At 73.5% G+C, this 24,132-nt stretch carries 23 protein-coding genes; 10 read left to right on the top strand and 13 right to left on the bottom strand.

Annotated elements, in window-relative coordinates:
• The first annotated feature begins 7 nt into the window (after window positions 1–7).
• The 3 genes from NOO62_RS09945 to NOO62_RS09955 are packed head-to-tail and all read left to right on the top strand — an operon-like array spanning window position 8 to window position 5,102.
• A complete protein-coding gene (locus NOO62_RS09945) occupies window positions 8–2,302 on the top strand; it encodes a protein kinase domain-containing protein (RefSeq protein WP_268770516.1) in 2,295 nt (764 codons plus the stop codon).
• Entirely contained in the window at window positions 2,299–2,745 is a 447-nt protein-coding gene (locus NOO62_RS09950; RefSeq protein WP_268770517.1) for a hypothetical protein, read from the top strand. Before NOO62_RS09945 ends, NOO62_RS09950 begins: the two co-directional genes overlap by 4 nt.
• Window positions 2,742–5,102, top strand: coding sequence for a protein kinase domain-containing protein (locus NOO62_RS09955; RefSeq protein ID WP_268770518.1), 2,361 nt, complete (start codon window positions 2,742–2,744; stop codon window positions 5,100–5,102). The genes NOO62_RS09950 and NOO62_RS09955 overlap by 4 nt, the downstream gene beginning before the upstream one ends.
• 36 nt (window positions 5,103–5,138) lie before the next feature.
• Here NOO62_RS09955 and NOO62_RS09960 read toward each other — a convergent pair whose 3' ends face one another.
• Window positions 5,139–6,593, bottom strand: a complete 1,455-nt coding sequence (locus NOO62_RS09960; protein WP_268770519.1) for an alkaline phosphatase PhoX — start codon at window positions 6,591–6,593, stop codon at window positions 5,139–5,141.
• 116 nt (window positions 6,594–6,709) lie between these two features.
• Between NOO62_RS09960 and NOO62_RS09965 the strand changes: the two genes are divergently transcribed.
• The 4 genes from NOO62_RS09965 (at window position 6,710) to NOO62_RS09980 (ending at window position 9,568) form a co-directional block, all read left to right on the top strand.
• Window positions 6,710–7,489 (top strand): SDR family NAD(P)-dependent oxidoreductase, encoded by a 780-nt coding sequence (locus NOO62_RS09965; RefSeq protein WP_268770520.1) that lies wholly within the window; start codon window positions 6,710–6,712, stop codon window positions 7,487–7,489.
• 170 nt (window positions 7,490–7,659) lie between these two features.
• Window positions 7,660–7,857, top strand: a complete 198-nt coding sequence (locus NOO62_RS09970; RefSeq protein ID WP_268770521.1) for a hypothetical protein — start codon at window positions 7,660–7,662, stop codon at window positions 7,855–7,857.
• A gap of 65 nt (window positions 7,858–7,922) precedes the next feature.
• The gene (locus tag NOO62_RS09975; RefSeq protein WP_268770522.1) at window positions 7,923–9,086 is read left to right on the top strand and encodes a hypothetical protein; all 1,164 of its coding nucleotides are present in this window, start codon (window positions 7,923–7,925) and stop codon (window positions 9,084–9,086) included.
• A gap of 26 nt (window positions 9,087–9,112) precedes the next feature.
• Complete coding sequence (locus tag NOO62_RS09980) at window positions 9,113–9,568, top strand: hypothetical protein (RefSeq protein WP_268770523.1); 456 nt, start codon at window positions 9,113–9,115, stop codon at window positions 9,566–9,568.
• A 93-nt stretch (window positions 9,569–9,661) separates the two neighbouring features.
• Here NOO62_RS09980 and NOO62_RS09985 read toward each other — a convergent pair whose 3' ends face one another.
• Window positions 9,662–11,116 (bottom strand): hypothetical protein, encoded by a 1,455-nt coding sequence (locus NOO62_RS09985; RefSeq protein WP_268770524.1) that lies wholly within the window; start codon window positions 11,114–11,116, stop codon window positions 9,662–9,664.
• 221 nt (window positions 11,117–11,337) lie between these two features.
• Here NOO62_RS09985 and NOO62_RS09990 point away from each other — a divergent pair, with 221 nt between their 5' ends.
• A complete protein-coding gene (locus tag NOO62_RS09990) occupies window positions 11,338–13,197 on the top strand; it encodes an endonuclease/exonuclease/phosphatase family protein (protein WP_268770525.1) in 1,860 nt (619 codons plus the stop codon).
• Between the two features lie 32 nt (window positions 13,198–13,229).
• Here the strand turns inward: NOO62_RS09990 and NOO62_RS09995 are convergent, their stop codons facing one another.
• From NOO62_RS09995 to NOO62_RS10020, 6 genes are all read right to left on the bottom strand, one after another.
• Complete coding sequence (locus NOO62_RS09995; RefSeq protein WP_268770526.1) at window positions 13,230–14,060, bottom strand: SRPBCC family protein; 831 nt, start codon at window positions 14,058–14,060, stop codon at window positions 13,230–13,232.
• A 73-nt stretch (window positions 14,061–14,133) separates the two neighbouring features.
• Window positions 14,134–14,772 carry an antibiotic biosynthesis monooxygenase gene (locus tag NOO62_RS10000; protein WP_268770527.1) on the bottom strand — a complete coding sequence of 213 codons (639 nt, stop codon included), beginning with the start codon at window positions 14,770–14,772 and terminating at the stop codon, window positions 14,134–14,136.
• 65 nt (window positions 14,773–14,837) lie between these two features.
• Window positions 14,838–15,644 (bottom strand): SGNH/GDSL hydrolase family protein, encoded by an 807-nt coding sequence (locus NOO62_RS10005; protein ID WP_268770528.1) that lies wholly within the window; start codon window positions 15,642–15,644, stop codon window positions 14,838–14,840.
• A gap of 103 nt (window positions 15,645–15,747) precedes the next feature.
• Window positions 15,748–16,014, bottom strand: coding sequence for a DUF4235 domain-containing protein (locus tag NOO62_RS10010; protein ID WP_268770529.1), 267 nt, complete (start codon window positions 16,012–16,014; stop codon window positions 15,748–15,750).
• Window positions 16,014–16,646, bottom strand: coding sequence for a DUF3618 domain-containing protein (locus NOO62_RS10015; protein WP_268770530.1), 633 nt, complete (start codon window positions 16,644–16,646; stop codon window positions 16,014–16,016). The genes NOO62_RS10010 and NOO62_RS10015 overlap by 1 nt, the downstream gene beginning before the upstream one ends.
• Window positions 16,643–17,065, bottom strand: coding sequence for a phage holin family protein (locus NOO62_RS10020; RefSeq protein ID WP_414930792.1), 423 nt, complete (start codon window positions 17,063–17,065; stop codon window positions 16,643–16,645). The genes NOO62_RS10015 and NOO62_RS10020 overlap by 4 nt, the downstream gene beginning before the upstream one ends.
• A gap of 188 nt (window positions 17,066–17,253) precedes the next feature.
• Between NOO62_RS10020 and dapA the strand changes: the two genes are divergently transcribed.
• Window positions 17,254–18,198, top strand: a complete 945-nt coding sequence (gene dapA / locus NOO62_RS10025) for a 4-hydroxy-tetrahydrodipicolinate synthase (protein ID WP_268770531.1) — start codon at window positions 17,254–17,256, stop codon at window positions 18,196–18,198.
• On the opposite strand, the gene NOO62_RS10030 is transcribed toward dapA, so the two are convergent.
• The 4 genes from NOO62_RS10030 to NOO62_RS10045 form a co-directional block, all read right to left on the bottom strand.
• Window positions 18,138–19,364, bottom strand: coding sequence for a WD40 repeat domain-containing protein (locus NOO62_RS10030; RefSeq protein WP_268770532.1), 1,227 nt, complete (start codon window positions 19,362–19,364; stop codon window positions 18,138–18,140). The genes dapA and NOO62_RS10030 overlap by 61 nt on opposite strands.
• A complete protein-coding gene (locus NOO62_RS10035) occupies window positions 19,361–19,948 on the bottom strand; it encodes a SigE family RNA polymerase sigma factor (RefSeq protein WP_268770533.1) in 588 nt (195 codons plus the stop codon). Before NOO62_RS10035 ends, NOO62_RS10030 begins: the two co-directional genes overlap by 4 nt.
• A 155-nt stretch (window positions 19,949–20,103) precedes the next feature.
• On the bottom strand, window positions 20,104–21,093 hold the full coding sequence (dapD, locus tag NOO62_RS10040; protein WP_268770534.1) for a 2,3,4,5-tetrahydropyridine-2,6-dicarboxylate N-succinyltransferase: 990 nt from the start codon (window positions 21,091–21,093) through the stop codon (window positions 20,104–20,106).
• A gap of 9 nt (window positions 21,094–21,102) precedes the next feature.
• A complete protein-coding gene (locus NOO62_RS10045; RefSeq protein WP_414930977.1) occupies window positions 21,103–22,305 on the bottom strand; it encodes an MFS transporter in 1,203 nt (400 codons plus the stop codon).
• 140 nt (window positions 22,306–22,445) lie between these two features.
• Between NOO62_RS10045 and NOO62_RS10050 the strand changes: the two genes are divergently transcribed.
• Window positions 22,446–23,336 (top strand): winged helix-turn-helix transcriptional regulator, encoded by an 891-nt coding sequence (locus tag NOO62_RS10050; protein WP_268770536.1) that lies wholly within the window; start codon window positions 22,446–22,448, stop codon window positions 23,334–23,336.
• Window positions 23,337–23,602: 266 nt separating this feature from the next.
• Here the strand turns inward: NOO62_RS10050 and NOO62_RS10055 are convergent, their stop codons facing one another.
• On the bottom strand, window positions 23,603–24,091 hold the full coding sequence (locus NOO62_RS10055; protein WP_268770537.1) for a hypothetical protein: 489 nt from the start codon (window positions 24,089–24,091) through the stop codon (window positions 23,603–23,605).
• Window positions 24,092–24,132: the final 41 nt, after the last annotated feature.

The following is a 24,132-nucleotide window of genomic DNA, read 5'->3' on the forward strand; positions in this document are numbered from 1 at the left end:
AGCAGCCGTGGAGGTCGGCGGGTACCGGATCGTCGCGCTGCTCGGCGAGGGCGGCATGGGCCGGGTACATCTCGCACGGTCCGCGTCCGGGCGGCCGGTCGCCGTCAAGACGGTCCACGGGCACCTCGCCGCCGATCCGGAGTTCCGTGAGCGGTTCCGGCGGGAGGCGGCCGCCGTGCGTGCCGTCACAGGGCCGTACACCGCCGCCGTGCTCGACGCGGGTCCGGACGCCGAACAGCCGTGGCTGGCCATCGAGTTCTGCGCGGGCCCCGGCCTGCCGGACGCGGTGGCCGCGCGCGGCCCGCTCGGTGCCGCCGAACTCGCCACGCTGGGCGCCGCGCTCGCCGAGGCCCTGGCGGCGGTGCACGCGGCGGGGCTCGTGCACCGTGACGTGAAGCCGTCCAACATCGTCGTCACGCGCGACGGCCCGAAGCTCATCGACTTCGGCATCGCCAAGAACGCGGCCGACGAGAGCCTCACGGCCGAGGGCGAGGCCATCGGCTCGCCCGGCTTCATCGCCCCCGAGCAGCTGGCGCGGGGCGGGCGCCCCGAGCCCGCCTGCGACGTCTTCGCACTCGGCGCGGTGCTCGCGGTGGCGGCGACCGGGCGTGGTCCCTTCGGTTCGGGCGGCGCCCCCGAGGTCCTGCACCGCACGCTGCACGAGGACCCGGACCTGGCGGGCGTGCCGGACCCGAGGTGGCGGGACCTGCTCGGCCGCTGCCTGTCCAGGGATCCGGCGGGCCGCCCCGCGGTCGCGGAGGTGCTCGCCCGGTGCGCCGAGCGGGCGGCGGACGAGCCGTGGTGGGAGCAGCAGCCGGTCGCCGGGCTGATCCGCCGCCGGGAGGACGAGGTCGCGGAGCTGCTGAGGGCCGCGGCGGCGGACGGGGCAGGGGCGGGGCGGGTCGACGGGTCCTTCCCTGCCGGGGGTGACGGGGCGTGGAGCCCGCCCGCCGCCCCCGAGGACGCCCGTCCCGACACCCCCACTCACCCCCGGGGCACCCCGCCGCCCCCGCACCGCACGTCCCGGCGGCGGCTTCTCGGCTGGGGCGGTGCGGTCCTCGCGGCCACGGTCGGCACGACGGCGGCCGTCGCCCTCAACGACGGGGACGGTGGCGCGGGCGCGTCCCGCGCCGGGCGGCGCGGGGAGTCCCGGCCGCCGGCCGGTGAGGTGGTCTGGAGCCGCGACATCGGCGAAGTCGAGTACGGCGGCGCCCTGTTGCGCGACGGCAAGGACCTCTACGTACTCGACGACAAGGGCCTCACGCGCCTCGACGCGGAGACGAACACGCTCCGCTGGACCTACCCGGAGGAGGACCTGCGGGGCGTCGACACGCACGGCGGCCTCGTCTACGTACTCCGGAACAGCCTGTTGGCCCCCGAGTTGATCGCCCTGCGTGCGGCGGGCGGCCGGGAGGCGTGGACGTCGAGCGTCCTGTCACGCAACCGGCACCGCCCGCCCCGTCCCCTGGACGCGCCGGCGAGCGAACTGGAGGGCGGCGAGGGTCTGTTCACCGTCTCGGACGGCGTGGCCTGCCTGTTCACCTCCGCCTCGTACGGCACCCGGGGGGATCGGCGCGGCACCTGGGACCGGCCCTGGCGCGCGTACGGCTTCGACGCGCGTACGGGGCGGGAGCTCTGGTACCACGAGGGGCGCGCGGCGGGGGTGACCGGCGTGGACGGAGCGGGCGGCCGCATCGCCGTGGCCGCCGAGTCCGGGGAATCGGGCGCCCCGGGCACGGACCGGTACGCCCGCCACAATCCGCTGGTCGTCCTCAAGGCGTCCGACGGCACCGTGGAGCGGGAGGTCGAGAACGGCGCCCGTCGCCCCCAGGCCCATCCCGGCGCCGAGGGCGTCGGCTTCTTCGCGTCGGAGGAGCGGATCGAGGCGGTCGACCTGGCGACCCGCCGCACGGTGTGGGACCGGCCCGCGGGCGCGGTCACGGCGGTGGCGGCACGGGCCGCGGAGGGCGGCCCGGTGCTCGCGTCCGGGTCGGACGGCGTCGAGGCGCTGGATGCCCGTACGGGCAGGAGACGCTGGTCGCGGCCGGAGTTCCGATGGATCGAGGAGGGCGCGCCGCCGGTCTCGGGCGGCCTGGCCCTCGTCTCAGGACCGGAGCCGGGCGGCGCGGGCGAGGGAACGTGGGGGGTGTACGCGCTGGACGCGGGGACGGGTGACGCGGTGTGGGCGGCGCCCGTCCCCGCCGCGTCCGGCATGAGCCTGACGGCGGCACACGACGGCCTGTTCCACGTCTGCGCGGGCCGCACGCTGCACACGCTGCGCGGCCCGGGGGCGCGAACGTGACGCCGCTGAGCGGCCGGGACCACGCGGCCGCGCCCGCCTGGCAAGGGGCCTGCGGTGCCGGTGCCGCTGCCGCCCGTGGCGGTGGCGGTGGCAGTACCGGCACCGCTTATGCCGGTGCCGCGTATGCCGGTGCCGCGTATGCCGGTGCCGCGCATGCAGGTGCCGCAGGTGCCGGTGCCCGTGCCGCCAGTGACGGGGGCGGCTCCGCTTATGCCGGTGCCGCTGCCACCGGTGCCGCGCATGCCAGTCCCGCAGGTGCCGGTCCCGTCTATGCCGGTGCCGCCTGTGCCGCCGGTGACGGTGACGGTGACGGTGACGGTGACGGTGACGGCGCAGCCTACGCCGGTGCCGCGCATGCCGGTGGCGCAGGTGCCGGTACCGCCGATGCCGGTGACGCCCATGCCGACCCCCGCGACAACACCCCCCAGGACGTCGCCCCGTGACCGGCACCCCCTTGCTTCCCGGCACCCCCCTGCTCCCCGGCGACCCCCGTCTCCTGGGTGGCCACCGCATCGTGCGGCGGCTCGGGGCGGGTGGCATGGGGCAGGTTTATCTGGGGCGCAGTCCGGGCGGGCGGCTCGTCGCCGTCAAGACCGTGCACGCCCACCTCGCCGCCGACCCGCACTACCGGGAGCGTTTCCGGCGTGAGGCGACCGCCGCGCGTGCCGTCACGGGAGCGCACACCGCCGCCGTGCTCGACGCGGATCCCGACTCGCCCGTGCCCTGGCTCGCGACGGCCTTCCTGCCCGGGGTGACCCTGCGCCGCGCGGTCGCCGCGGGCATGCCGTGGGGCGCCGCTGCCGTGCGGTCGCTCGGGGCGTGTCTCGCCGAGGCCCTGGCGAGCATCCACGCCGCGGGCATCGTGCACCGCGACCTCAAGCCGTCCAACGTGCTGCTGACCGCCGACGGCCCGCGCGTCATCGACTTCGGCATCGCCCGCGCCGCCGGGGACCCGGGTCTCACGCAGGCCGGATCGATGATCGGCACGCCCGGGTTCATGGCTCCGGAGCAGATCGCCGGCGAGGGCGACGTCGGGCCCGCCGCCGACGTGTTCGCGCTGGGCGCGGTCCTCGCCTTCGCCGCGACCGGCGAGCAGCCCTTCGGTTCGGGGCCCGTCGCCGTGCTGCTCTACCGCGCCACGCACGAGGAGCCGCACCTCGCCGACGTCCCGGAGACAGCAGGTCTGCGCGCGCTCGTCGCCGCCTGTCTGCACAAGGACCCGCGGCAACGCCCTTCCGTGGCGCGGGTCCTCGCCCTGGCCTCGGCTCCGGACGCGCCTCTGTGGTGGCGGGAGGAGCCGCTGAGGTCGCTGATCGCAGGCGAGGAGCGGGAGGGCGCGGCGCGGAACGGCGACGGTGTCCCCACCGAGCGGCTGCGGCACCCCTCGCCCGAGGCCGCCCCCACCCGCACCCCCACACCCTTCCCCCGAGCCGGACGCCACCACGCCCTCACCCGCCGCGCGCTCCTCACCACCGGCGGCGCCGGGCTCGCCGGACTCGCCGCGTGGGCCGTCGCCCGGGCCCCGAAGTCCCCGGCCGCGGACGCGGAGCAGGACGGGCCCGTGCTGCGGAAGGGGTCGAAGCGGCCGGGCAGGCAGCGCTGGGAGCTGACCGGCGAGGAGGGCGGCGCGGGCGGCGTCATGGCCGCGCTGCTCGCCGGGGACACGGTGCTTGTGCACGGGGCGAGCACGGAGTTCGGCGCCTCGCGGGGCGTGGTCCGTGCCGTCGGCGCCGCGGACGGCACGAGCCGCCGGCAGTACGGGAAGGCTCCCCCGGCGGCGGCCCGCGAACCCCTCTGGGGCGTCACCGGCGGCCTGCTGATCGCCCCCGAACTGCTGGACAGGGCCTACGAACTGGCGTCGGGCGATCCGTGGCGTCCGGAGCGGCCGTGGCCCGGCACCGTGAAGTGGTTCGCCGTCGCGGGCGGGCGGCTGCTCACCCTCGACGACGGCGGCGGGTCGTCGGGCGACCGGGTGCTGCACACGTGGGCGCTGCCCTCGGGAGGCTCACCCCGCACCCGCGGCAAGGAGGACACACGGGACTGGCGGGCACCCGCGGTGTCGGGCGGCAGGCTGCTCCTCGTGCCGGACACCGGCGCGCTGGACCCGCGCGTGTTCTGCCTCGACGCGGTCACGGGCCGCGAGCCGTGGACGTACCAGGGGCTCGGCAGGGACGGTCGGGCGCAGACCGCACCGGTCACGCTGCCCGCGCCGGACGGCCGCGGGGGCGACCGCTTCGCCCTGCTGAGCGACGCCGACGAGCTGCACCTCATCGACGTGCGCACGGGTGACGCGCTGCGCGGTGAGCCGCTGCGGCTCACCGCGGGGAGCGGCGCCACCGCCCTCGGGCACGCGTCGGGCACCGGTCTGCTGCTCGCCGCCGGGGAGGACCTGATCGGCTTCGACCCCGGGAGCGGCAAGCGGCTGTGGAGCCATCCCACCGCCGGGCTCGACACCGGCTGGCCGTCGCTGCCCGGCGGCGGCAGGCGCGGGCCCGTCGTCCGGGACGGGACCCTGCTGAACTGGGTGGACGCCAGGGTGTTGCAGGCGATCGATCTCGCCGACGGCGGGCGGCAGTTGTGGCGGACGTCGTTCGACGCCGTCGCGCGCTGCCCGCCCGCCATCGGTGGCGGCACGGCCTATGTCACGGCGGGGCGGGTGTGCCGGGCGCTGGAGCTGCGCACGGGGAAGACGGTGCGGGAGTGGCCGGTGGACGAGGGCGTCACCTGGCTCGCCGCCGACGGTGACGGCTGGTACGCCCGGGTCGGCGCGTCGTCCCTGCGGGCGGTCAACGCGCCGTGACGTCCGCGCCCGCTCCCGCCCTCGCCCCCGCTCCGGTCAGTTCCGCTGCCGCTTCCACGGACCGGTGATCGCGAGCATGATGCCGGGCGTCTGGATGTTGGCGTAGAGCGTTCGGCCGTCGGGGGAGAACGTGACGCCGGTGAACTCGCTGTACTCCGGCTTCTCCTCGGTGCCCGCGTTGAGTTCGTTGCGGGCGATCGGGTACGTGCGGCCGCGCTCCGTCGCCCCGAAGAGGTGCTGGACGCCGTCGCCGTCCTCGGCGATGACGAGGCCGCCGTAGGGCGAGACGGTGATGTTGTCGGGGCCGTCGAAGGCGCCGTCCTTGCCGGGGTCCCGGTTCACGCCGAGGAGCACCTTCAGGGTGAGGGTGCGGCGGCCCGGGTGGTAGAACCACACCTGTCCGTCGTGCGGTACGGGGCTCTCGCCGCGGGCGAAGGACGCGACGATGTAGACGCCGCCGTCGCCCCACCACATGCCTTCGAGTTTGCGGGCGCGCGTGATGTCGCCGTCGTCGAACTGCTCGCGCACGGGCACGGTCCGCGCGTCGCGGTCGGGGACCTCGATCCAGTCCACGCCGTAGACCGTGCCGGTCTTCGTGGCGCGGGACAGGTCGTCGACGAAGCGGCCGCCGGAGTCGAAGCACTTGGGGGCCTTCAGGACGCCCGCGTCGTCGGCGAGGGTGCGCAGCCTGCCGCGGCCGTGTGCGAAGCCGTGCGGCGGGGTCCAGCGGTAGAGGAGGCCGTTCGGTCCGGAGGCGTCCTCGGTGAGGTAGAGGTGGCCGCGCTTGGGGTCGACGACGACGGCTTCGTGGGCGTAGCGGCCCAGCGCCTTGATGGGCTTGGGGGCGCGGTTGGCGCGCCTGTCGAGGGGGTCGACCTCGAAGACGTAGCCGTGGTCCTTGGTCATGCCGTTCCGGCCTGCCCGGTCCTCGGTCTCCTCGCAGGTGAGCCAGGTGCCCCAGGGGGTGCTGCCGCCCGCGCAGTTGGTGGCGGTGCCCGCTATGCCGACCCATTCGGCGACGCGGCCGTCGGGGCGTACCTCGACGACGGTGCAGCCACCGGACGCGGCGGGGTCGTAGACGAGTCCTTCGGCGAGCGGTACGGGGTGCTTCCACTTGCTGCGGGGGCCGCCGAGCTCGTGGTTGTTGACGAGGAGCGTGGTGCCGCGCGGGCCGCGGAAGGTGGCGGTGCCGTCGTGGTTGGACGGCGTGAACTCGCCGCTCTCCAGTCTGGTCCTGCCGCTGTGCGTGAGGACGCGGTACGAGAATCCGGCGGGCAGCGCGAGGAGGCCTTCGGGGTCGGGGATCAGGGGGCCGTAACCGGGGCCGTGGTGGCCGTGGTGACGGGCGTCCTCCGACTCGTCCGCGCTCTCGACGTCCGTCGCGGCGAGGGCTCCGGGGGCCGTGGCGAGCGCCCCGACACTGCCGGCCAGGGCGACCCCCGCACCGGTGAGCGCGGAGCGTCCGGCGAAATCCCTGCGGGTGAGCGACATCGTTTCTCCTGAGGCGCGAAGGTGGCTGCGTACGACCGGGGCTGCTGTCGGCGTCACCGTCCCGCTCGCGTATAAACGGCGGTTGAACACCGTTCGACGTCGAGGGGCCTCCTTCCATGAACCTGCCCATCAACCAGTCAGGCACCGGCCGCCGCGTCCTGGTCAGCGGCGCCTCCCGGGGCCTCGGCCGCGCCGTCGCCCGCGCCTTCGCGGGGAACGGCGACCGGGTCGCGGTGCACTACGGCTCTCGCGAGGACGACGCGCGGGCGACGCTCGGCTCGCTGGAGGGCGAGGGGCACGTGCTGGTGGGCGGCGACCTGTCGGACCCGGCGGGCGCGGCGGACGTCGCGTCGCGCGCGGCCGAGGCGCTCGGCGGCCTCGACGTCCTGGTCAACAACGCCGCCGTGAACCTCCCGCACCCCCTCGCCGACACGCCGTACGAGGAGTGGGCGGCCCTGTGGCAGCGGCATGTCTCCGTGAACCTGCTCGCCACGGCGAACCTCAGCCACCTCGCGGCCCGCCGCATGATCGACCAGGGCACGGGCGGCCGGATCGTGAACATCGGCTCGCGCGGCGCGTTCCGCGGGGAGCCGGACCACCCGGCGTACGGGGCGACGAAGGCCGCCGTCCACGCGCTCGGCCAGTCGCTCGCCGTGTCCCTCGCGCCGCACGGGATCGCGGTGGCTTCGGTGGCGCCCGGGTTCTTCGGGACGGAGCGGGTGGCGCACCGCCTCAGCGGGGCGGAGGGCGAGGCGATCCGGGCGCAGAGCCCGTTCGGGCGGGCGGGCACGGCGGAGGAGATCGCGGCGGCCGTGCTGTGGCTGGCGTCGCCGGTCGCCGAGTGGGCGTCGGGCGCGGTGCTCGACCTCAACGGCGCGTCGCACCTGCGTACGTGAACGTGTTGCGGCTGCGTACGTGAACGTAAAGCCAAGAATCACCGCAGAACACCTTGACCCGGGATGCACACCGCAATAGACATCACGTACGTGCAGTGCTGCACCACCCGCACGGGGAGGCGAGCCGAGTGGACGCACATCAGGCACGCAGCCTCCATGAGGGCCGGCTGATGAGGCTGGCCAATGTCACCGGAGTCGGCACCGGCAGAGACGAACACTCGGGTCAGGACGTGATCGTCGTCTTCGTCACCCACCGGGTGCCCCGTGACCGTCTCCGTGACGCAGACGTGGTTCCGGACACGCTCGAAGGCGTTCCCGTACGCGTACTCGCCATCGGCGAGGTCGACGCCCAGAACAACGGGACGTAGCCAGAGCGGCGCCCCGGCGCACCCGGAACTCCCACCCTTCAAAGGGGAAGAGGTGGTCTGGCGTGGTGAGCCAGCCCGAACTGATGCGAGGACCCACCGGCGGTCAGCTGAGCGACAGCTCCCGCCAGCAGGCGATGTCCGACTTCCTGCGGCCCCAGCAGCCGCTCTCCAACGTCGTCGGCTTCGGCCACGGCGTGAAGTGGAGCGACGGGCAGCCCACGGGCGAGCCCGCCGTCATCGTGTTCGTCACCCAGAAGGTCCCGGAGTCCATGCTCCCGGAGCGGGACGTCGTCCCGCGCCAGATGGACGACGGCACCCCGACCGACGTCGTCGCGGTGGGCCACATCGCGGCGCAGCGCCAGCAGGGCCGCGCGGGCGGCCGGCGCGCCGAGGACCGCACCTCGGTGACGTACGGACCGGACGGCAGCGTCAGCGAGCAGCTCTCGGGCCTCGGGCAGCCGCAGCTCGAAGAGCTCGCGGGACGCGGCGCGTTCGAGCCGCAGCTCCTGAAGCGCCGGATGCGTCCGTGCCCCTCGGGCTTCTCGGTCGGCAACGTCCGGGTGACCGCGGGCACGCTCGGCAGCGTGGTCTACGACTTCCTGCCGGGCGCCTCCGTCGACCCGCCCGGCGCCGGCCTCGGCGTACCGGCGAAGTTCTACATCCTCTCCAACAACCACGTGCTCGCCGACTCCAACCGGGCGCAGCTGGGCAGCGCGATCGTGCAGCCCGGCGTCTTCGACGGCGGGCAGGACCCGGCCGACCGCATCGCGACGCTGGAGCGGTTCATCACGATCCAGTTCGCGCCGCAGATCCCGCTGGAGCGGCACAACAACGTCGTGGACGCGGCGCTCGGCGCGGTGGACTTCCAGGACGCGACGCGTGAGCAGTATTTCAGCGGCGCCCCGCGCGCCTGGCGGCGCAAGGCCAATGTGGCCGTCGGCGACCTGGTGAAGAAGTCCGGCAGGACGACGAACATCAGCTTCGGCCGGATCATCGCGGTCGACGCGACGGTCGACGTGAACTACGGCACGGCGGGCACGGCCCGCTTCAAGGACCAGATCGTCACGACGAACATCTCCGCGGGCGGCGACTCCGGTTCGCTGGTGACCTCGCAGGACGACGTCGCGGTGGGTCTGCTCTTCGCCGGTTCGTCGGTCGCGACCATCGTCAACCACATCGAGAACGTCCGCGCGCTGCTGCGTGTGGAGATCGCCGAGCTGCTGGCCTGACGGTCAGGACGGGAGGAGGGTTTTCCATGACCACTCAGGCACGTAAGCAGAAGGGCGGCCAGTCGCGGGTGTCGGAGCATCGCTTCCACAACCCGCAGGGCGCCGAGGTCAAGACGCGCGACGAGGCGTTCGCCGCGCCGATGGCCGAGGTGTCGGCCGAGGCCCTGGCGACGGAGTGCAAGCTGACGCTCCACGCCGGCGCGGTCACGTTCGTCATCGAGGTGAAGTACAACCCCAACACCTACCCGCACGTGGTGACGGGCGGGCAGATCACGTCCGGCATCTGCGGCGCGCCGTGGGACATCACGGGCGGCACGATCGGCGAGACGATACGGCTGGACGCGAAGCGCGCCGGTCAGGGGTCGTGCGCGAACACGATCACGATCGTGGGCGAGTACCAGAACCCTCCGGCGTACCGGGGGACGTACGGTTTCGACGGTGCGACGTCGTCGTTCAAGCACACGACGCGGTACGAGTGCTGACGCCTGCGACGGGTTGAGCGGAACCCGGGTGGGCCTGGACCGTTCGGCCCGGCCCACCCGGGGTGCCGTTCATCGCCCTTCGGGCTCAAACGCTCACAAGTTCCGTGCCTTGAACGCCGCCTTGCGGGCCTCCTTCGCGACCTTCTTGTCGGGGTGCAGGCGGCCCATCGCGTCCAGGACGTCGGCCGTGGCGGGGTGCTCGACGCGCCACGCCGTGGCGAAGAAGCCGCTGTGCTGCTGGGCCAGGCCCTCGACCAGGCTCTGCAGCTCGTCCGAGTTGCCCTCGGCGGAGAGCTGCGCGGCGAGCGTGTCGATGGTCAGCCAGAAGATGAGCTCCTCCGACGGCGCGGGCACGTCCGTGGCGCCGTGCTCGGCGAGCCAGACCCGGGCGAGGCCGCCGAGCTCCGGGTCGTCCAGGACGTCGCGCAGCGCGGGCTCCGCCTCGTCGCCGACCAGGGAGAGCGCCTGCTGGCAGCGGAGCCTGCGCAGCGGCGCACCCTCGTCGCCGCCGCGCGCCGCGGCCAGCAACTCCCGTGCGGCGCCGAGCGGTTCGTGCTGCCCGAGCCACCGCTCGATCTCCGCCTGCGCGGCGTGCTGCGGGAAGCCGGAGGTGCCGTCGAGCAGCGCGTCCGCGCCCTTGTCCGCGAGGTCGCCGACGGCGGGCGCGTCGACGCCGGCCTCCAGCATGCGGGCGCGGACGCCGTACAGGCCGAGCGGGGTGAGGCGGACCATGCCGTAGCGGCTGACGTCCTCGTCGTCGACGGGGGCGGGCTCGATGGCCTGGGCCGTCTCGTCGTCGATGTCGGCCATGAGCGCTTCGTCGACCGGCTGGTACTCGACGAGGCCGAGCGGTTCGAAGAGCCGGAACTGGTCGTCGAGCTTCATCATCGCGTCCGACACCTGCTCCAGGATGTCGTCCGTGGGCTCGCCCATGTCGTCGGGGACGATCATCGAGGCGGCGAGCGCGGGCAGCGGCACCGGGCTCTCGCCGCCCGCGGCGTCGCCGACGGTGAGCAGGTAGAGGTTGCCGAGGACGCCGTCGAGGAAGTCCGCCTCGGCCTGCGGGTCCCAGCCGAGCTCGTCGAAGTCGACCTCGCCGTTCTCTTCGAGGACGTCGAGGAGGTTCTCCATGTCGGGCACGGTCGCGTCCGCGTACACGGTGTCGAGGGCGCCGAGCCAGATGCCGAGGACGTCCTGCGGGCCGCCCTCGGAGAGCAGCGCGAGGTCCTCGCCCTGGGTGACGGTGCCGTCCGCGCCCTCCTCCTCGGCGTCCGTGACGTCGAGGAGTCCGGTGTCCACCGCGACCCGCCACGCCTCGCTCGCGTAGGCGGCCGCGTCCGGGTCGTCCGCCGCGAGGCCCAGCTCGGCCGCGGCCGCCGGGAGCTGCGCCTCGACGAGCTCGCCGCCCGCGCCGACGCGGGTCTCGGGTCCCGCCCAGCGGGCGAGCCGCACGGCGCGGGAGAGCAGCGGCGTGGCGAGCGCGGCCCGCGCGAGTTCCGCTTCGGAGTGCAGCAGCACCGGCGGCAGGGTGGCGGGGCTTACGGACATCGGCTGGTTCTCCTCCGGAGGGGTGGGCTCTGCAGTGCGCAAGCCTAGACGGATTTGGGACCATGCCGCCCGGTTCATGTCCCTGTCAGGAAACGTACAGCGGCGGAACACCCGGAGAACCTTGACAACTCCCCTGGTCACACAAGAGATTGACGCGCGTAGAGCGCCCGACAGGACCTGCGTCGCAGCTTCGTTCCCACACCCTCATCCGGAGTGCCCAGATGCCTCACATATCGTCGCCCCGCCTTCCGCGATCCGCCGCCGTCGGCGCCGTGGTCGCCGCCGCCCTGGCGGCCGGACTGCTCGCCGTCACCTCGTCCCCGGCCGCCGCCGACGGGGTCCGCATCCACGACATCCAGGGCACCACCCGTACGTCGCCCCTGGTGGGGCAGCAGGTCACCGACGTGCCCGGCATCGTGACGGGCGTGCGCGGCTACGGCTCGAAGGGCTTCTGGATCCAGTCCGCCGCGGGGACGGCCGATGACGACGCGGCCACCAGCGAGGGCGTCTTCGTCTTCACCGGCTCCGCGCCGCTCACCGTCAAGGCGGGTGACGCGGTACGGGTCTCCGGCACGGTCGGCGAGTACGTTCCCGGGGGCACCGGCTCCGGCAACCAGTCCCTCACGCAGATCACCAAGCCGACGGTGACCGTGGAGTCCTCCGGCAACGCGCTGCCCGCCCCGGTCGCGGTCACCGCCAAGTCCGTGCCGAGCCGGTACGCGCCCGCGGGCGACCCCGCGCGGGCCGGCAGCATCAACGCGCTGCCGCTGAAGCCCCGCTCGTACGCCCTCGACCTCTACGAGTCGCTTGAGGGCATGAACGTACGGGTCGGCAGCTCCCGCGTCGTCGGTGCGACCGACGCGTACAACGAGCTGTGGGTGACGGTGAAGAAGCACGAGAACCCGAACCGGCGCGGCGGCACCGTCTACGGCTCGTACGGCGCCCAGAACGGCGGGCGGCTGCAGATCCAGCAGCTCGCCCCGGTCTCCGAGCAGCCGTTCCCCAAGGCGAACGTCGGTGACGTCCTGCGCGGCGGCGCCGCGGGCCCCCTGGACTTCAACCAGTTCGGCGGCTACACCCTCGTGGCACGCGAGCTCGGCAAGGTCGACGACAAGGGCCTGAAGCCCGAGAAGACGCGGCGCCAGGCCAAGGGCGAGCTCGCCGTGGCCACGTACAACGTCGAGAACCTCGACCCGACCGACCCGCAGAAGAAGTTCGACGCGCTGGCCGGCGCGGTCGTCGCGAACCTCTCCTCGCCCGACATCGTGGCCCTTGAGGAGATCCAGGACGACAACGGGGCGAAGAACGACGGCACGGTCTCCGCGGAGACGACGCTGAAGAAGTTCACGGACGCGATCGTCGCCGCGGGCGGCCCGCGGTACGCGTGGCGGTCCGTCGACCCGCAGAACAACAAGGACGGCGGCGAGCCGGGCGGCAACATCCGCCAGGTCTTCCTCTACAACCCCGAGCGGGTCTCGTTCACCGAGCGCGCGCCCGGCGACGCGACGACGCCCACCGAGGTCGTGCGCGAGGGCGGCCGCGCCGCGCTGAGCCACTCCCCCGGGCGCGTCGACCCGGCCAACGCGGCGTGGGCGGACAGCCGCAAGCCGCTGGCCGGCGAGTTCACCTTCCGCGGCCGCACCGTCTTCGTGATCGCCAACCACTTCGGGTCCAAGGGCGGCGACGAGGGGCTGACCTCGCACCACCAGCCGCCGGTGCGCTCCTCCGAGGCCAAGCGGCTGCTCCAGGCGCAGGCGGTGAACGGCTTCGTGAAGGACATCCGCGAGGTCCAGCGGAACGCCGACGTCGTCGTGCTCGGCGACATCAACGACTTCGAGTTCTCGGCGACCACCAAGGCGCTCGAGGACGGCGGCGCGCTGCGCTCCGCCGTCAGGTCGCTGCCGAGGAGCGAGCGCTACTCGTACGTCTACCAGGGCAACTCGCAGGTCCTCGACCAGATCCTGACCAGCCCGGGGGTGGGCGACGCGGACGACGTCAGCTTCGACAGCGTGCACATCAACGCGGAGTTCGCGGAGCAGAACAGCGACCACGACCCGCAGGTGCTGCGCTTCAGGCCGTAGCCGCAGGGACCGGCGGTACGGGCCGGGCCGCCTCAGCCGTAGAGGTGGTCCAGCCAGTCCTGCCACGCCAGTTCGGTGCCTTTGGCGTCGGCGTGCGCGCCGAAGTCGTGGACGCTGATGCCGACCGGGGCGCCGAAGTGGTTGCGGCCGTAGAAGCGGTGCAGCGTCTCGTCGGCGCGCAGGCCGATGAAGTACCGGCTGCGGAAGTCGATCACCGCGTCAAGCTCGCCGCCCGCGGCCTGCACCCGCACGCGCGCGCCGTCCGTGGCGTCGTCGGGCAGGCCGAGGGCCCTGGCCAGCCTGGCGAAGGCGTCCGGGGCGGTGGAGGCGGGCGGGCCGTGCAGGGCGGAGTAGGCAACGGGGCGGCCCTCGAAGTACGCCATGTACTGACCCAGGGTGTGCAGGTGGAAGTCGGTGTGCTTCACCACGCCGTCGTACCGCGCGTCCCAGTCGCCGGTGAAGATGCCGCTGTGCACGTGGCGCAGCCAGGAGCGGCGCCCACCGTCGCGCGGCTCGATGACGTGGTCGAGTTCGTCGAGGGTCTGGCCGGGTATGCCGTCCGGGTCCTCGACGCGGGCGGTGAGGCGGTGGGGCGGGTCCCAGTGGGTGACGGTGCCGCCGGAGGGGGCGGCGCCGCCCTCGCGCGGTTCGTACTCCACCGGCCACAGCCAGCCGCCGGTGCCGGTGGTGAGGGCGGCCCAGAGCCTGGCCGGGGAGCCCTCGACCGCCAGCTCCCTGACGATCTCGAACGCCTTGCCGTTGCCCGCGTCCCCGCCCTGCGCGGCGGGGCTGCTGCCGGGCTCGCCCTTGTCGGGCCTGCGCCTGCGCGGCCTGCCCCGGCCCGCCCTGCCGTCCCCGCTCATGGGTCCACCGTCCCGCCGCCTCCGGGGGCTGTCCAGGAGAGCGGGGCGGTCGGGGGTGCGGGGCGGGGAAAATCTACGCCTTGCTCGGTACGAAGCCGTACGCGAACCGGTACCGGGCGCCCTCTCCGCCGCCCTCCGCGTAGGTGATGACCCGCTTGCCGTCCAGGGTGAGGTGGAAGTGCGCGGCGTAGGGGCCGGGGCCGTCGGCGGTACCTCCGTCCAGGGCCTCGACCGCCCGGTCCGACCGGGCACGCTGCCCCTCGGGGTCGGGACTCCCGAAGTCGGTCTGACCGATCACCACCGTACCGGGCTCATGGACCTCACCCGCCCGGCCGCCGCTCCAACTCCGGTACAGACGCGTCTTGTTGAGGCCGAGCCGCTCGATGCCCGGCACGGCCGCGTCGATCTCGGAGTTCCGTGCGTCCCTGCCGTTGCCGACGCCCGCGAAGAAGTCCTGGTACGCCGCTTCGTCCCGCCACTGCGAGTAGTGCAGGACGGTCGACCCGTCGGCTCCCGCGTACACCGTGTACGAGAGGAGCCCTTCGTGCGGCCAGGGCCGGGTCTCCCACGCCTTGGCGATGGCGTCCAGGGTGGCCCGCAGCCGCTCGGGCGAGCCGGTGCTCCAGGTACTGATGAAGGTGAGGCCGCCGTCGGCGCGGGCCGGGTCGGGGAGGGCGCCGGTGCTGAGGGTGGGGGTGGGGGTCGTGGGCATGGCGTGATCCGTCCGTCGCGGTGGAAGTTGCACGCACCACACTCGGACCTCGACCAAGGTTGAAGTCAAGCCCGTTCGTGAGGCGCCTGCGCCGCCGTCACCGCCTCCAGCGCCGGCCGCTTCGCCTCCCTGCCGTCGCCCGACGACCGGCCCCGCACCCGCCGCCACACCCAGGGGCCCATGAACCCGGCGAACCAGCGCGCCTCCGCCGTCACCGCCCCGAGCACCGATACCGGGGCGAGCGGCGGCAGCGGACGCAGCCAGCTGTCGTGCCCCGCGAGGCCGAGCGCCTCCGCCATGCCCGCGGCGATCCGGGCGTGGCCGAGCGGGCTCGCGTGCATCCGGTCGCGGCTCCACAGCCGCGGATCGGTGGTGATGCGGTGCGGGAAAGTGTCGAAGACGATCACACCGTGCCGGTCGGCGGCCGCACGGATGCGGGCATTGAGGTCCAGGACGCGGGGCAGCGCGCGCCGCGCCATCGGCGAGACGCGCCCGATGTCCGGGAAGGTGACGGTGGCCACGCGTGCGCCCGCCGCGGTGAGCTCGGTGAACATCTCCTCGACGTCCGCGGCGACGCGCGCCGCGTCGTAGCCCGGCCGCACCAGGTCGTTCATGCCCGCCATGACGGTCACGAGATCCGGCTTGAGCGCGAGGGCGGGGCCGAGCTGCTCCGCCTTGATCAGCGCCGTCCTGCGGCCGCGCACGGCGAGGTTGGCATAGGTGAAGTCCGGGTACCCGGCGGCGAGGATCTCGGCGAGCCGGTCGGCCCAGCCGCGGTAGCCGCGTTCCTCGTCGCCGTCCCCGAGGCCCTCCGTCTGACTGTCGCCGATCGCGACGTAACGCGCGTACGGATGCTGCTGCGTCGTGGCCATGGCCCGAGCTTCCTCCGGGCGTCCGGCCCCGTCAACGCGGCCTGCCTCTGTGTCGGTCCGGCCTGTCGGCACCCGCGCCGGTCATGCCGGACGGGCACGGCCGTCAGCCCGGCCAGCGGCCCGTCACACGCCGCACGCCGACCGCGCCGCCCCGGTCCACCGCGGCCTTGACCACGGCGAAGATGGCGCCCTGCAACGCCGCGGCGATGAGGATCTCGTTCCAGGAGCGTTCCTCGTCGTGCGCGTCCGGCGCGTCGTCCTCGCCCGCCACGGCCTTCCACGTACGGCGGAAGACCGCGCCCGCGACCGCGCCGCCCAGCATGCCGAAGGCCATGCCGAGCGGCTTGTAGAGGATCGTGGTCCCGCTCATCAGCGGCCGTTCCTCTTCCCGCGGCGGAGCAGCAGCCAGGCCACCAGGACGCCCGCACCGGCCGCGGCGACCGTCCGCGGGTGGCGGCCGCCGATGCGTGCGACGCCGCTCGCGGCGGCCCGCACGGGCTCGGGCGCGCCGTCCTGTACGCGGCGCGCGGCCTCGGCCACCTTCTCCTCCGCCTGGACCACGACGGCGTGCTGTTCCGCGCGCGCCTTGCCCTCCAGCACGGCACCCTTGGCGCGCCCGGCGCCCTCGGCCGCCAAGCCCTTGGCACGTCCGGCGCCCTCCGCCGCCATGCCCTTCGCACGGGCGGCGCCCTCGGCCGCCATGCCCTTGGCGCGGGCCGCGCCCTCGGCCGTGGCGCTCTTCGCCTGCCCGGCCTCGTCCGTGGCCTTGCCCGTGGCGCGCGCCGCCTTCTCCGTCACCTTGTCCTTCACCTGTGCCGCCGTCCCTTGTACGTGGTCCTTCACCGCCGCGGCCCGTTCCCGGGCGCGGGCCTTCACATCTGCCTTCGCCGCGAGTTCCTCGACGGTCTCGCCGAGGTCACCGCGGGTCTCCTCGATCTGCCGGCGCAGTTCGTCGGGACCCTTGGCGCCCGCTTTCTTCGCGTCCTTGGGGGTGTCCGTCATCGGTGCGCCCTTTCCTTGATCTCGTCGACATCCGCCTTGACGCTGTCCATCGCCTCCTGCGGCACGGGGGGCACCGCGCGGGCCAGCTGCTTGCGGCCGAGCGCGGCGAGCACCCCGGCCACGACGAAGAGCACGCCGGTGACGATGAGGGCCGCGCCCCAGACGGGCAGGGTCAGTGCGAGTGCGGCGATCGCCGTGGCCGCGAGCGCCATGACTCCGACGTACGAGATGGCGCCGGCCGCTCCGAGGAGCCCTCCGCCGCGGCCCGCGCGTTTGCCCTTGGCCGCCATCTCCTGCCCGGCGAGCCGCATTTCCTGGCGTACGAGTTCCGAAAGCTGCGCGGTGGCCCGCTCGACGAGCTCTCCCACCGAGTGCTGCGCGTGATCGCGCGTCGGCTGCTCGCCCATGGTCCCGGTCACGGGGTCCGCCTCCCTTCTGGCTGGGATGGCCGAGTACCCGCACCGCGCGACGCTACCCCCGCCGATCTCCGGATCCCCGCAGATCCCGGTGAAGTCGGCCCGGGCGCCCACTCGTCGTAGCGTTGCTGTCCATTACCTCGTAGGAGAATTAAGTGGAGCTTCAGCACCGGCGTACCGAGACTGCCCTCATGACCTCCGGAACCGCAGCGCCCTTCGGCCGCGCCCTCTGCGCGATGATCACCCCCTTCACCGCCGAGGGAGCCCTCGACCTCGACGGCGCCCGGCGCCTCGCCGACCACCTCGTGTCGCGGGGCTGCGACGGACTCGTGCTGTCCGGTACGACCGGTGAGTCGCCGACCACCTCCGACGCCGAGAAGGCTGCTCTCATCCGGGCCGTGGCCGACACGGTCGGCGACCGTGCGTCGATCGTCGCGGGCGTCGGCAGCAACGACACCCGGCACGCCGTCGAACAGGCGCAAGAGGCCGAGAAGGCGGGCGCCGACGGCCTGTTGGTGCTCACGCCGTCCTACAGCCTGCCGCCGCAGGACGCCGTCGAGGCCCACTTCCGCACGGTCGCCGACACCTGCGGGCTGCCCGTACTGCTCTACGACATCCCGGGCCGCACCGGCACCCGCATCGCGACGGAGACGGTGCTGCGGCTCGCGGACCATCCGCGGATCGTCGGCGTGAAGGACTGCGCGTACGACGTCCTCGGCAGCCAGAAGGTCATCTCCCGCACGGAGTTGGCGTACTACGCGGGCTGCGACGAGTTCACTCTGGCGCTGTACGCGGTGGGCGGCGCCGGCTGTGTCAGCACGGTGGCCAACGTGCTCCCCGGCCGCCCCCGGGAGGTCTTCGACGCGTTCGACGCGGGCGACACGGAGGGCGCGCGCCGGGCGCAGCTGGCCGCGGTCCCGCTGATCGAGGCGATGATGGCGTCGGGTCTGCCGGGCACCGTCACGGCGAAGGCGCTGCTCGGCGCGCTCGGTCTGCCGTCGGGACCGGTGCGGGCACCGCTGCTGCCCGCCGGCCGCGAGGCGACCGACGGGCTGCTCGCCGCGTACGAGGCTGCTCAGCGATCGGCGAAGATCGGCGTCCAGCGCTTGACGCCGCGGTCCTTCGAGGAGCGGTAGCCGCTGAGCGGGACGGTCTTCTTGCTCCCGATGGTGACCAGGACGAGCCGGTTGCGGTACTCGCTCGTGCCGGGTGCGATGTCCCAGGCGATGAGCCGCTTGTCGTCGGCCCAGGCGAGCAGCTGCTGACCGGGCAGCTTGGCGACCCGCTTACCGGTGAGGGGGTCGAGGACCTGCGTGGCGGTGGTTTCGAGGCCGCCCGCGAAGTCACCCGCGGCGAGCTTCCCGTTCGGGGAGAGCCGTGCGTCGACGAACCAGGACAGGTGCTTCTCCCGCGGGGGCGCGCTCTTCTCGTGCCCCTGGAAGTCGTAGTACTGCTGGCTGGGCTCGCGGATGCGCCCCGTGTAGACCAGCGAGCCGTCCTGGCTGAAGCCGAAGTCCTGCCTGGTGTTGATGTCCGCGGCGCCGAACCCGCCGGTCTTGGTCTTCACCTCGCTCCAACCGCCGTTCCCCGAGGCCACGTCGAGGACGTAGAAGCCGGTCCTGGTGGGGTCGGCGGGGCCCGGCTCCTCGTGCTTGCCGTCGCTCATCGGCCGGTCACCGTCGAGCCGGTCCGGGTCCTCGGCGTACGTCGTGGCGACGAGCTTCCTGCCGTCGGGCGAGAACTCGACGCCTCCGACCCCGTGGTCCACGGGGAGCCAGCGCTCGACCTTGCCGGTGATCATGTTCAGCAGGCCGATCCGCTTGGCGGGGAGTCCGCGCTCCAGGACGGCGGCGGTCCGCATGCCGGGCGCGACGTCGACCCACGACCAGCGGGGGTCCTCGCGGTAGGTGCCGGTCTTCTGGTCGAGCAGCCGGTAGGTACGGGTGATGAGCGCGTCGCCGCCGGGCTGCTTGACGTGCTTGCTCGTGCTGTACGCGGCGAGTGCCGTGCCGCCCGCGGCGATCAGGTCACGCGGCGGTGTCTGTCCGGGGTGCGCGACGACGTCGCCGGTCTGCGACTCGCTGGCCGGGCGCGGACCCCGCTCCTCGCCGTCGGAGTCGAAGGCCGGCACCGCCACACCCACGACGGCGGCCGTCACCACGGCGAGCGAGGTGCCCACGATCGCCCGGGTCCTGCGCCGCCGGCGGACGGCGAGCACGCGGTCGGCGAAGTTCCCCGGCGCGGGCGGCCCTTGGTCCGCCTGCTCCCGCAGCGACTCGCGCACCAGTTCTGCCACGTTCACGGTGATACCTCCATGGGCGAGAAGTCACGGGAGTCGGCTGAGCCGGGTGGGCCGGGTGAAACGGCCCGCTCGGCGGTGTCGGAGCGGCCGAGGTGCGCGAGCTCGGGCGCGAGGCCGCGCAGCCGGGCGAGCGAGCGGTGCGTGGTGCTGCGCACGGTGCCGACGGAGCAGCCGAGCACGGCGGCGACCTCCGCCTCCGGCATGTCCTCGTAGTAGCGCAGGACGAGTACGGTGCGCTGCCGTGCGGTGAGCCTGGCGAGGGCGCCGCGCATCACGATGCGCAGCTCCGCCGCGGCCGTGCCGTCCCCCGACGCGGCACGCTCGGGCGGTTCGGCGACGGCGAGTTCGCGCCGCGGCCACTTCAGCCGCCACCGGCTGACCTGCTGCCGGTACAGGATCCGGCGTACGTACGCCTCCGGCTCGTCGATCCGCTGCCACCGCCCCGCCGCCTTGACGAGCGCGTTCTGCAGCAGGTCCTCACCCGCGTGCCGGTCGCCCCCGCTGAGCAGTACGGCGGTCTTCAGCAGCGCCGACGATCTGGTCGCCACGAATTCCCGGAAACTGTCCTGCTCATGGGCATCCATCGTCACCTTCGCTCCCTGGGGGGCCTGTTGCCCTCCCGCATGGATGAGGACGGGTCCGGAAGGCCCCCGCTATGCCTGTCCGGCGGATGAATCCGGCACGAAAAACGGAGCGGCCACCCCGCACGGGGTGGCCGCTCCGTTTCTGCCGGTCTCGGCTAGTTGTGGCTGTGCAGTACGTCGTTCAGACCGCCCCACACCGCGTTGTTCGGGCGGGCCTCGACCGTGCCGGTGACCGAGTTGCGGCGGAAGAGGATGTTGGAGGCGCCGGAGAGTTCGCGGGCCTTGACGATCTGTCCGTCGGGCATGGTCACGCGCGTGCCCGCGGTGACGTACAGGCCCGCCTCGACGACGCACTCGTCGCCCAGCGCGATGCCGACGCCCGCCTCGGCGCCGACGAGGCAGCGCTCGCCGATGACGATGCGCACGTTGCCGCCGCCGGAGAGCGTGCCCATGGTGGAGGCGCCGCCGCCGATGTCCGAGCCGTCGCCGACGACGACACCGGCGGAGATGCGGCCCTCGACCATGGAGGTGCCGAGCGTGCCCGCGTTGAAGTTCACGAAGCCCTCGTGCATGACCGTGGTGCCCGCGGCGAGGTGCGCGCCGAGCCGCACGCGGTCGGCGTCGGCGATGCGGACGCCCTTCGGCGTGACGTAGTCCGTCATGCGCGGGAACTTGTCGACGGACGTCACGGCGAGGTGCAGGCCCTCAGCGCGGGCGTTGAGGCGCACCTTCTCGACGTCGTCGACGGCGACCGGGCCGAGCGAGGTCCAGGCGACGTTGGCGAGGAAGGCGAACTGGCCGTCGAGGTTCACGCCGTGCGGCTTGACCAGGCGGTGCGAGAGGAGGTGCAGGCGCAGGTAGACGTCGTGGGCGTCCAGCGGCTTGTCGTCGAGGGATCCGATGACCGTACGGACAGCGATGACCTCCACGCCGCGGCGGGCGTCCGGGCCGATGGCCTTGCCCGCGCCCTCACCGAGCAGTTCCACGGCGCGCTCGGCGGTGAGCCGCTCGCTGCCGGCCGGGCCCGGCTCCGCGACGAGCTCGGGGGCGGGGAACCAGGTGTCGAGAACGGTGCCGTCGGCGGTGACGGTGGCGAGGCCTGCGGCGACGGCGCCGGTGGTGCGGGAAGCGTTCGTGTCGGTCATGGGTGAAACCTAACCGGAGGTGTGCCGCGCGGGCGAACCGGTCTCACGCTCCGGGCCGCCCGCGGTGCCGCCCGCGGCCACCGCTGCGGAGGGCTGCCGCGCCCGGCCCCGCCCCGCCGCGAGGACCAGGCACCCCGCAACCCCCGCGAGCCCCGCACAGACCGGCCACAACAACCCCGGCGCCACGGAGTAGAGCGCCCCGCCGAGCGGCGCCGAGAGCACGACGCCGCTGACCGAGACGCCCGAGTACAGGCTCTGGAAGCGGCCCTGCACATGCGCCGGCGCGTGGTCGGCGACGTACGCGGTGGCCGGTGTCTTGTAGAGGATCTCCCCCGCGGTGAGCAGCAGCATCATGGTCACGGCGGTGCCGAGCCCGGTGCCGAGGGCGAGCACGGCGCAGCCCGCGCCGACGAGCAGCAGCCCGGTGCCGATGATGCGCAGCGGCGCCCGGTCGCGCAGGGCGAGGGTGGCGGGGAGTTCGAGGAGCAGGATGACGCCGCCGTTGATGGCGAGGAGCCAGCCGTAGACGCCGGTGCCGAGGCCGTGCCGGTCGAGGTCGACGGGGAGGGTCGAGTACTGCTGCCGGTAGACGAGGTCGGTGAGGAGGATGGCGCCGAGGAGGACGAGGACGGTGGGCCGCTCACGCAGGGCGGCGAAGACACCCGGCCGCGCCCCCTTGCCCGCGTCCGGAAGGCCCGGCCCGGAGCGCACCGCCCCGCGGGCGGGCAGGATCCGCGCGGCGTACGCGGCGTAGACCAGCGTGCCGATGCCGTCGATGACGAAGAGCCAGGTGTACGAGGTGTGGGCGATGAGGAGCGCGCCGAGCGGCGGTCCGACGGTGAAGCCCGCGTTGCCCGCGAACCGGGTGACCGCGAACCCCTGGCGGCGCGCGCCCTCGGGCACGGACACGGCGACGAGGGCGCCGGTGGCGGCGCGCACGCAGCCGCCCGCGTACTGGCTGAGCGGCGGCACGACGTAGAGCAGCGCGACCGGCAGGAACGGCAGCGCGAGCACGCCCGCGCCGCTGACCAGTGACCCGACGAGCAGGACGCGCCGGTGGCCCGAGCGGTCGCCGAACCAGCCGCCGGTGAAGTTGCCCGCGACCATGCCGACGCCGCCGATGCCGCTGATCAGTCCGGCCTGGGCGACCGCGAGGCCGCGTTCGTCCGTCAGGTAGACGAAGAAGTAGACGAAGGTGAACGCGACGACCATGTTGAAGAACTGACCGGCGGCGAGCAGCCACACGGTCCTGGGTACATCACGCACGCCGCCCCCGGCAGGTCAGTGAACCGACGGAGCCGACCCGCAGGGGTCAGTTCCTTTTGGGAACGGACTATGTCAGCATGTGCGGCATGGCGCAACGGACCCGGCTCGACGACGACCACTGCGCGATCGCCCAGGCCCTGGACGTGGTCGGCGACTGGTGGACCCTGCTGATCGTGCGCGACGCGGCGCGGGGCGTGCGCCGCTTCGACGAGATGCAGCGCGAACTGGGCGTGTCCCGCAAGGTGCTGAGCGAGCGGCTGAAGCTCTTGGTGGAGGCGGACGTCGTCACGCGCGTCCCCTACCAGGACCGCCCCGTGCGCCACGAGTACCGCCTGACGCCGCGCGGCCGCGCGCTGCTGCCCGTCCTGGTCGCCCTCCAGGACTGGGGGGACACCTGGGTGCTGGGAGAGGGAGAGACGATGGCGACGGCGACGGAGACCTCACGGGAGGCGCAGCGGGTGCACGCGCTGCTCGGCACGCGCCTGCCGGAGCTGCGGCTCGTGGGACACGACGGCGAGGCGCGCGATCCGGTCTCCGCGGACACCCCGTACACGGTCCTGTACTGCTTTCCCGGCGCGTACGCCCGCAAGGACGCCTACCCGCCCGGCTGGGCAGGGATCCCCGGCGCGCGCGGCTGCACGCTGGAGTCCTGCACGTTCCGCGACCAGCTGGCGGAGTTCACCGCGGCGGGTGCGACGGTGCACGGGGTCTCGTCCCAACGCCCCGACGAACAGGCGGCGTTCGCGGAGAAGGAGGGCCTGCGTTTCCCGCTCCTCTCGGACGCGGACCTGGCTCTCACGGCGGCCCTGCGGCTGCCGACGTTCCGCGCGGCGGGTGTGAGCCGGCTGAAGCGGCTGACGCTGGTGCTCGACGGCGACCGGACCGTGCGGAACGTGCAGTACCCCGTCACGGACGTCACGGCGAGCGTCGAGGCGGCGCTGCGGACGGTCAGGGAGCTGGGGTCCCGCTCCGGCTGAGGGTGCGCGCCGGAGCGGGACGACAACGGCCGGGGAATTACGTGTGACTCACCCCGAATGGGCGCGCCCCCGCATATAGCGCAGCCCGAAAAGGACCATTCCCGCCGCCCCGGCCACCGCGCCGACAACACACAGCACGACGGCCCACTGCGCCATTTCCCGTGTCATCCACAGGAGGCTCACGGCGACCAATGCCAGGGAGAACAGGAATCGCTCGCCATTTCCCGGAGCGCGTCCGGAAGTACGTCCGGGAGAGCGGCTCCCCTTCAGTCCCTGCTGGCGGTGCACGAGTACTTGACGCCCTTCATTTTGATGGTCCGCCATCCTGCCATCACCCCCACGGTCGAGGGCGAATTGACCGGGGCGACATCGGTTCCGCCACTGCCGCCGCCGTTCTGCTTGCGGCAGTAATAGCCGAGGGCGTCGAGCTTCTTGACGTCACTCATCGCCTGGTACTTCTTGTACGACTTGATCATGGCCGCACGCTTCTGCGCAGGCGTCGCTTCCTTGGCCTTCGTGTACGCGTAGCACCCGACGCTGGCGCCGATCCCTACCCACGATGCCCCCTTGGCCAGCGCTTTGGCAAGGCCCGCCGCTCCGCTGCCGATGCCGAGGACGGCACATATCTCGTCCGCGCCGAGTGCCTGCCGCTGCGCCGCCTCCTGTGGCGCCGAAGCCGCGTACGCCGTACCACCCGCTACCCCGGTCATGGCGCAGGCAATCACGACGGAAATACCTTTATTACGCATGCTCATGAACTCGTTCCCCCAAGTTCTCGCAATTGCTTGGTCAATGC

It is taken from the genome of Streptomyces sp. Je 1-369, assembly GCF_026810505.1.
In the GTDB taxonomy this organism is placed as follows: Bacteria; Actinomycetota; Actinomycetes; order Streptomycetales; family Streptomycetaceae; genus Streptomyces.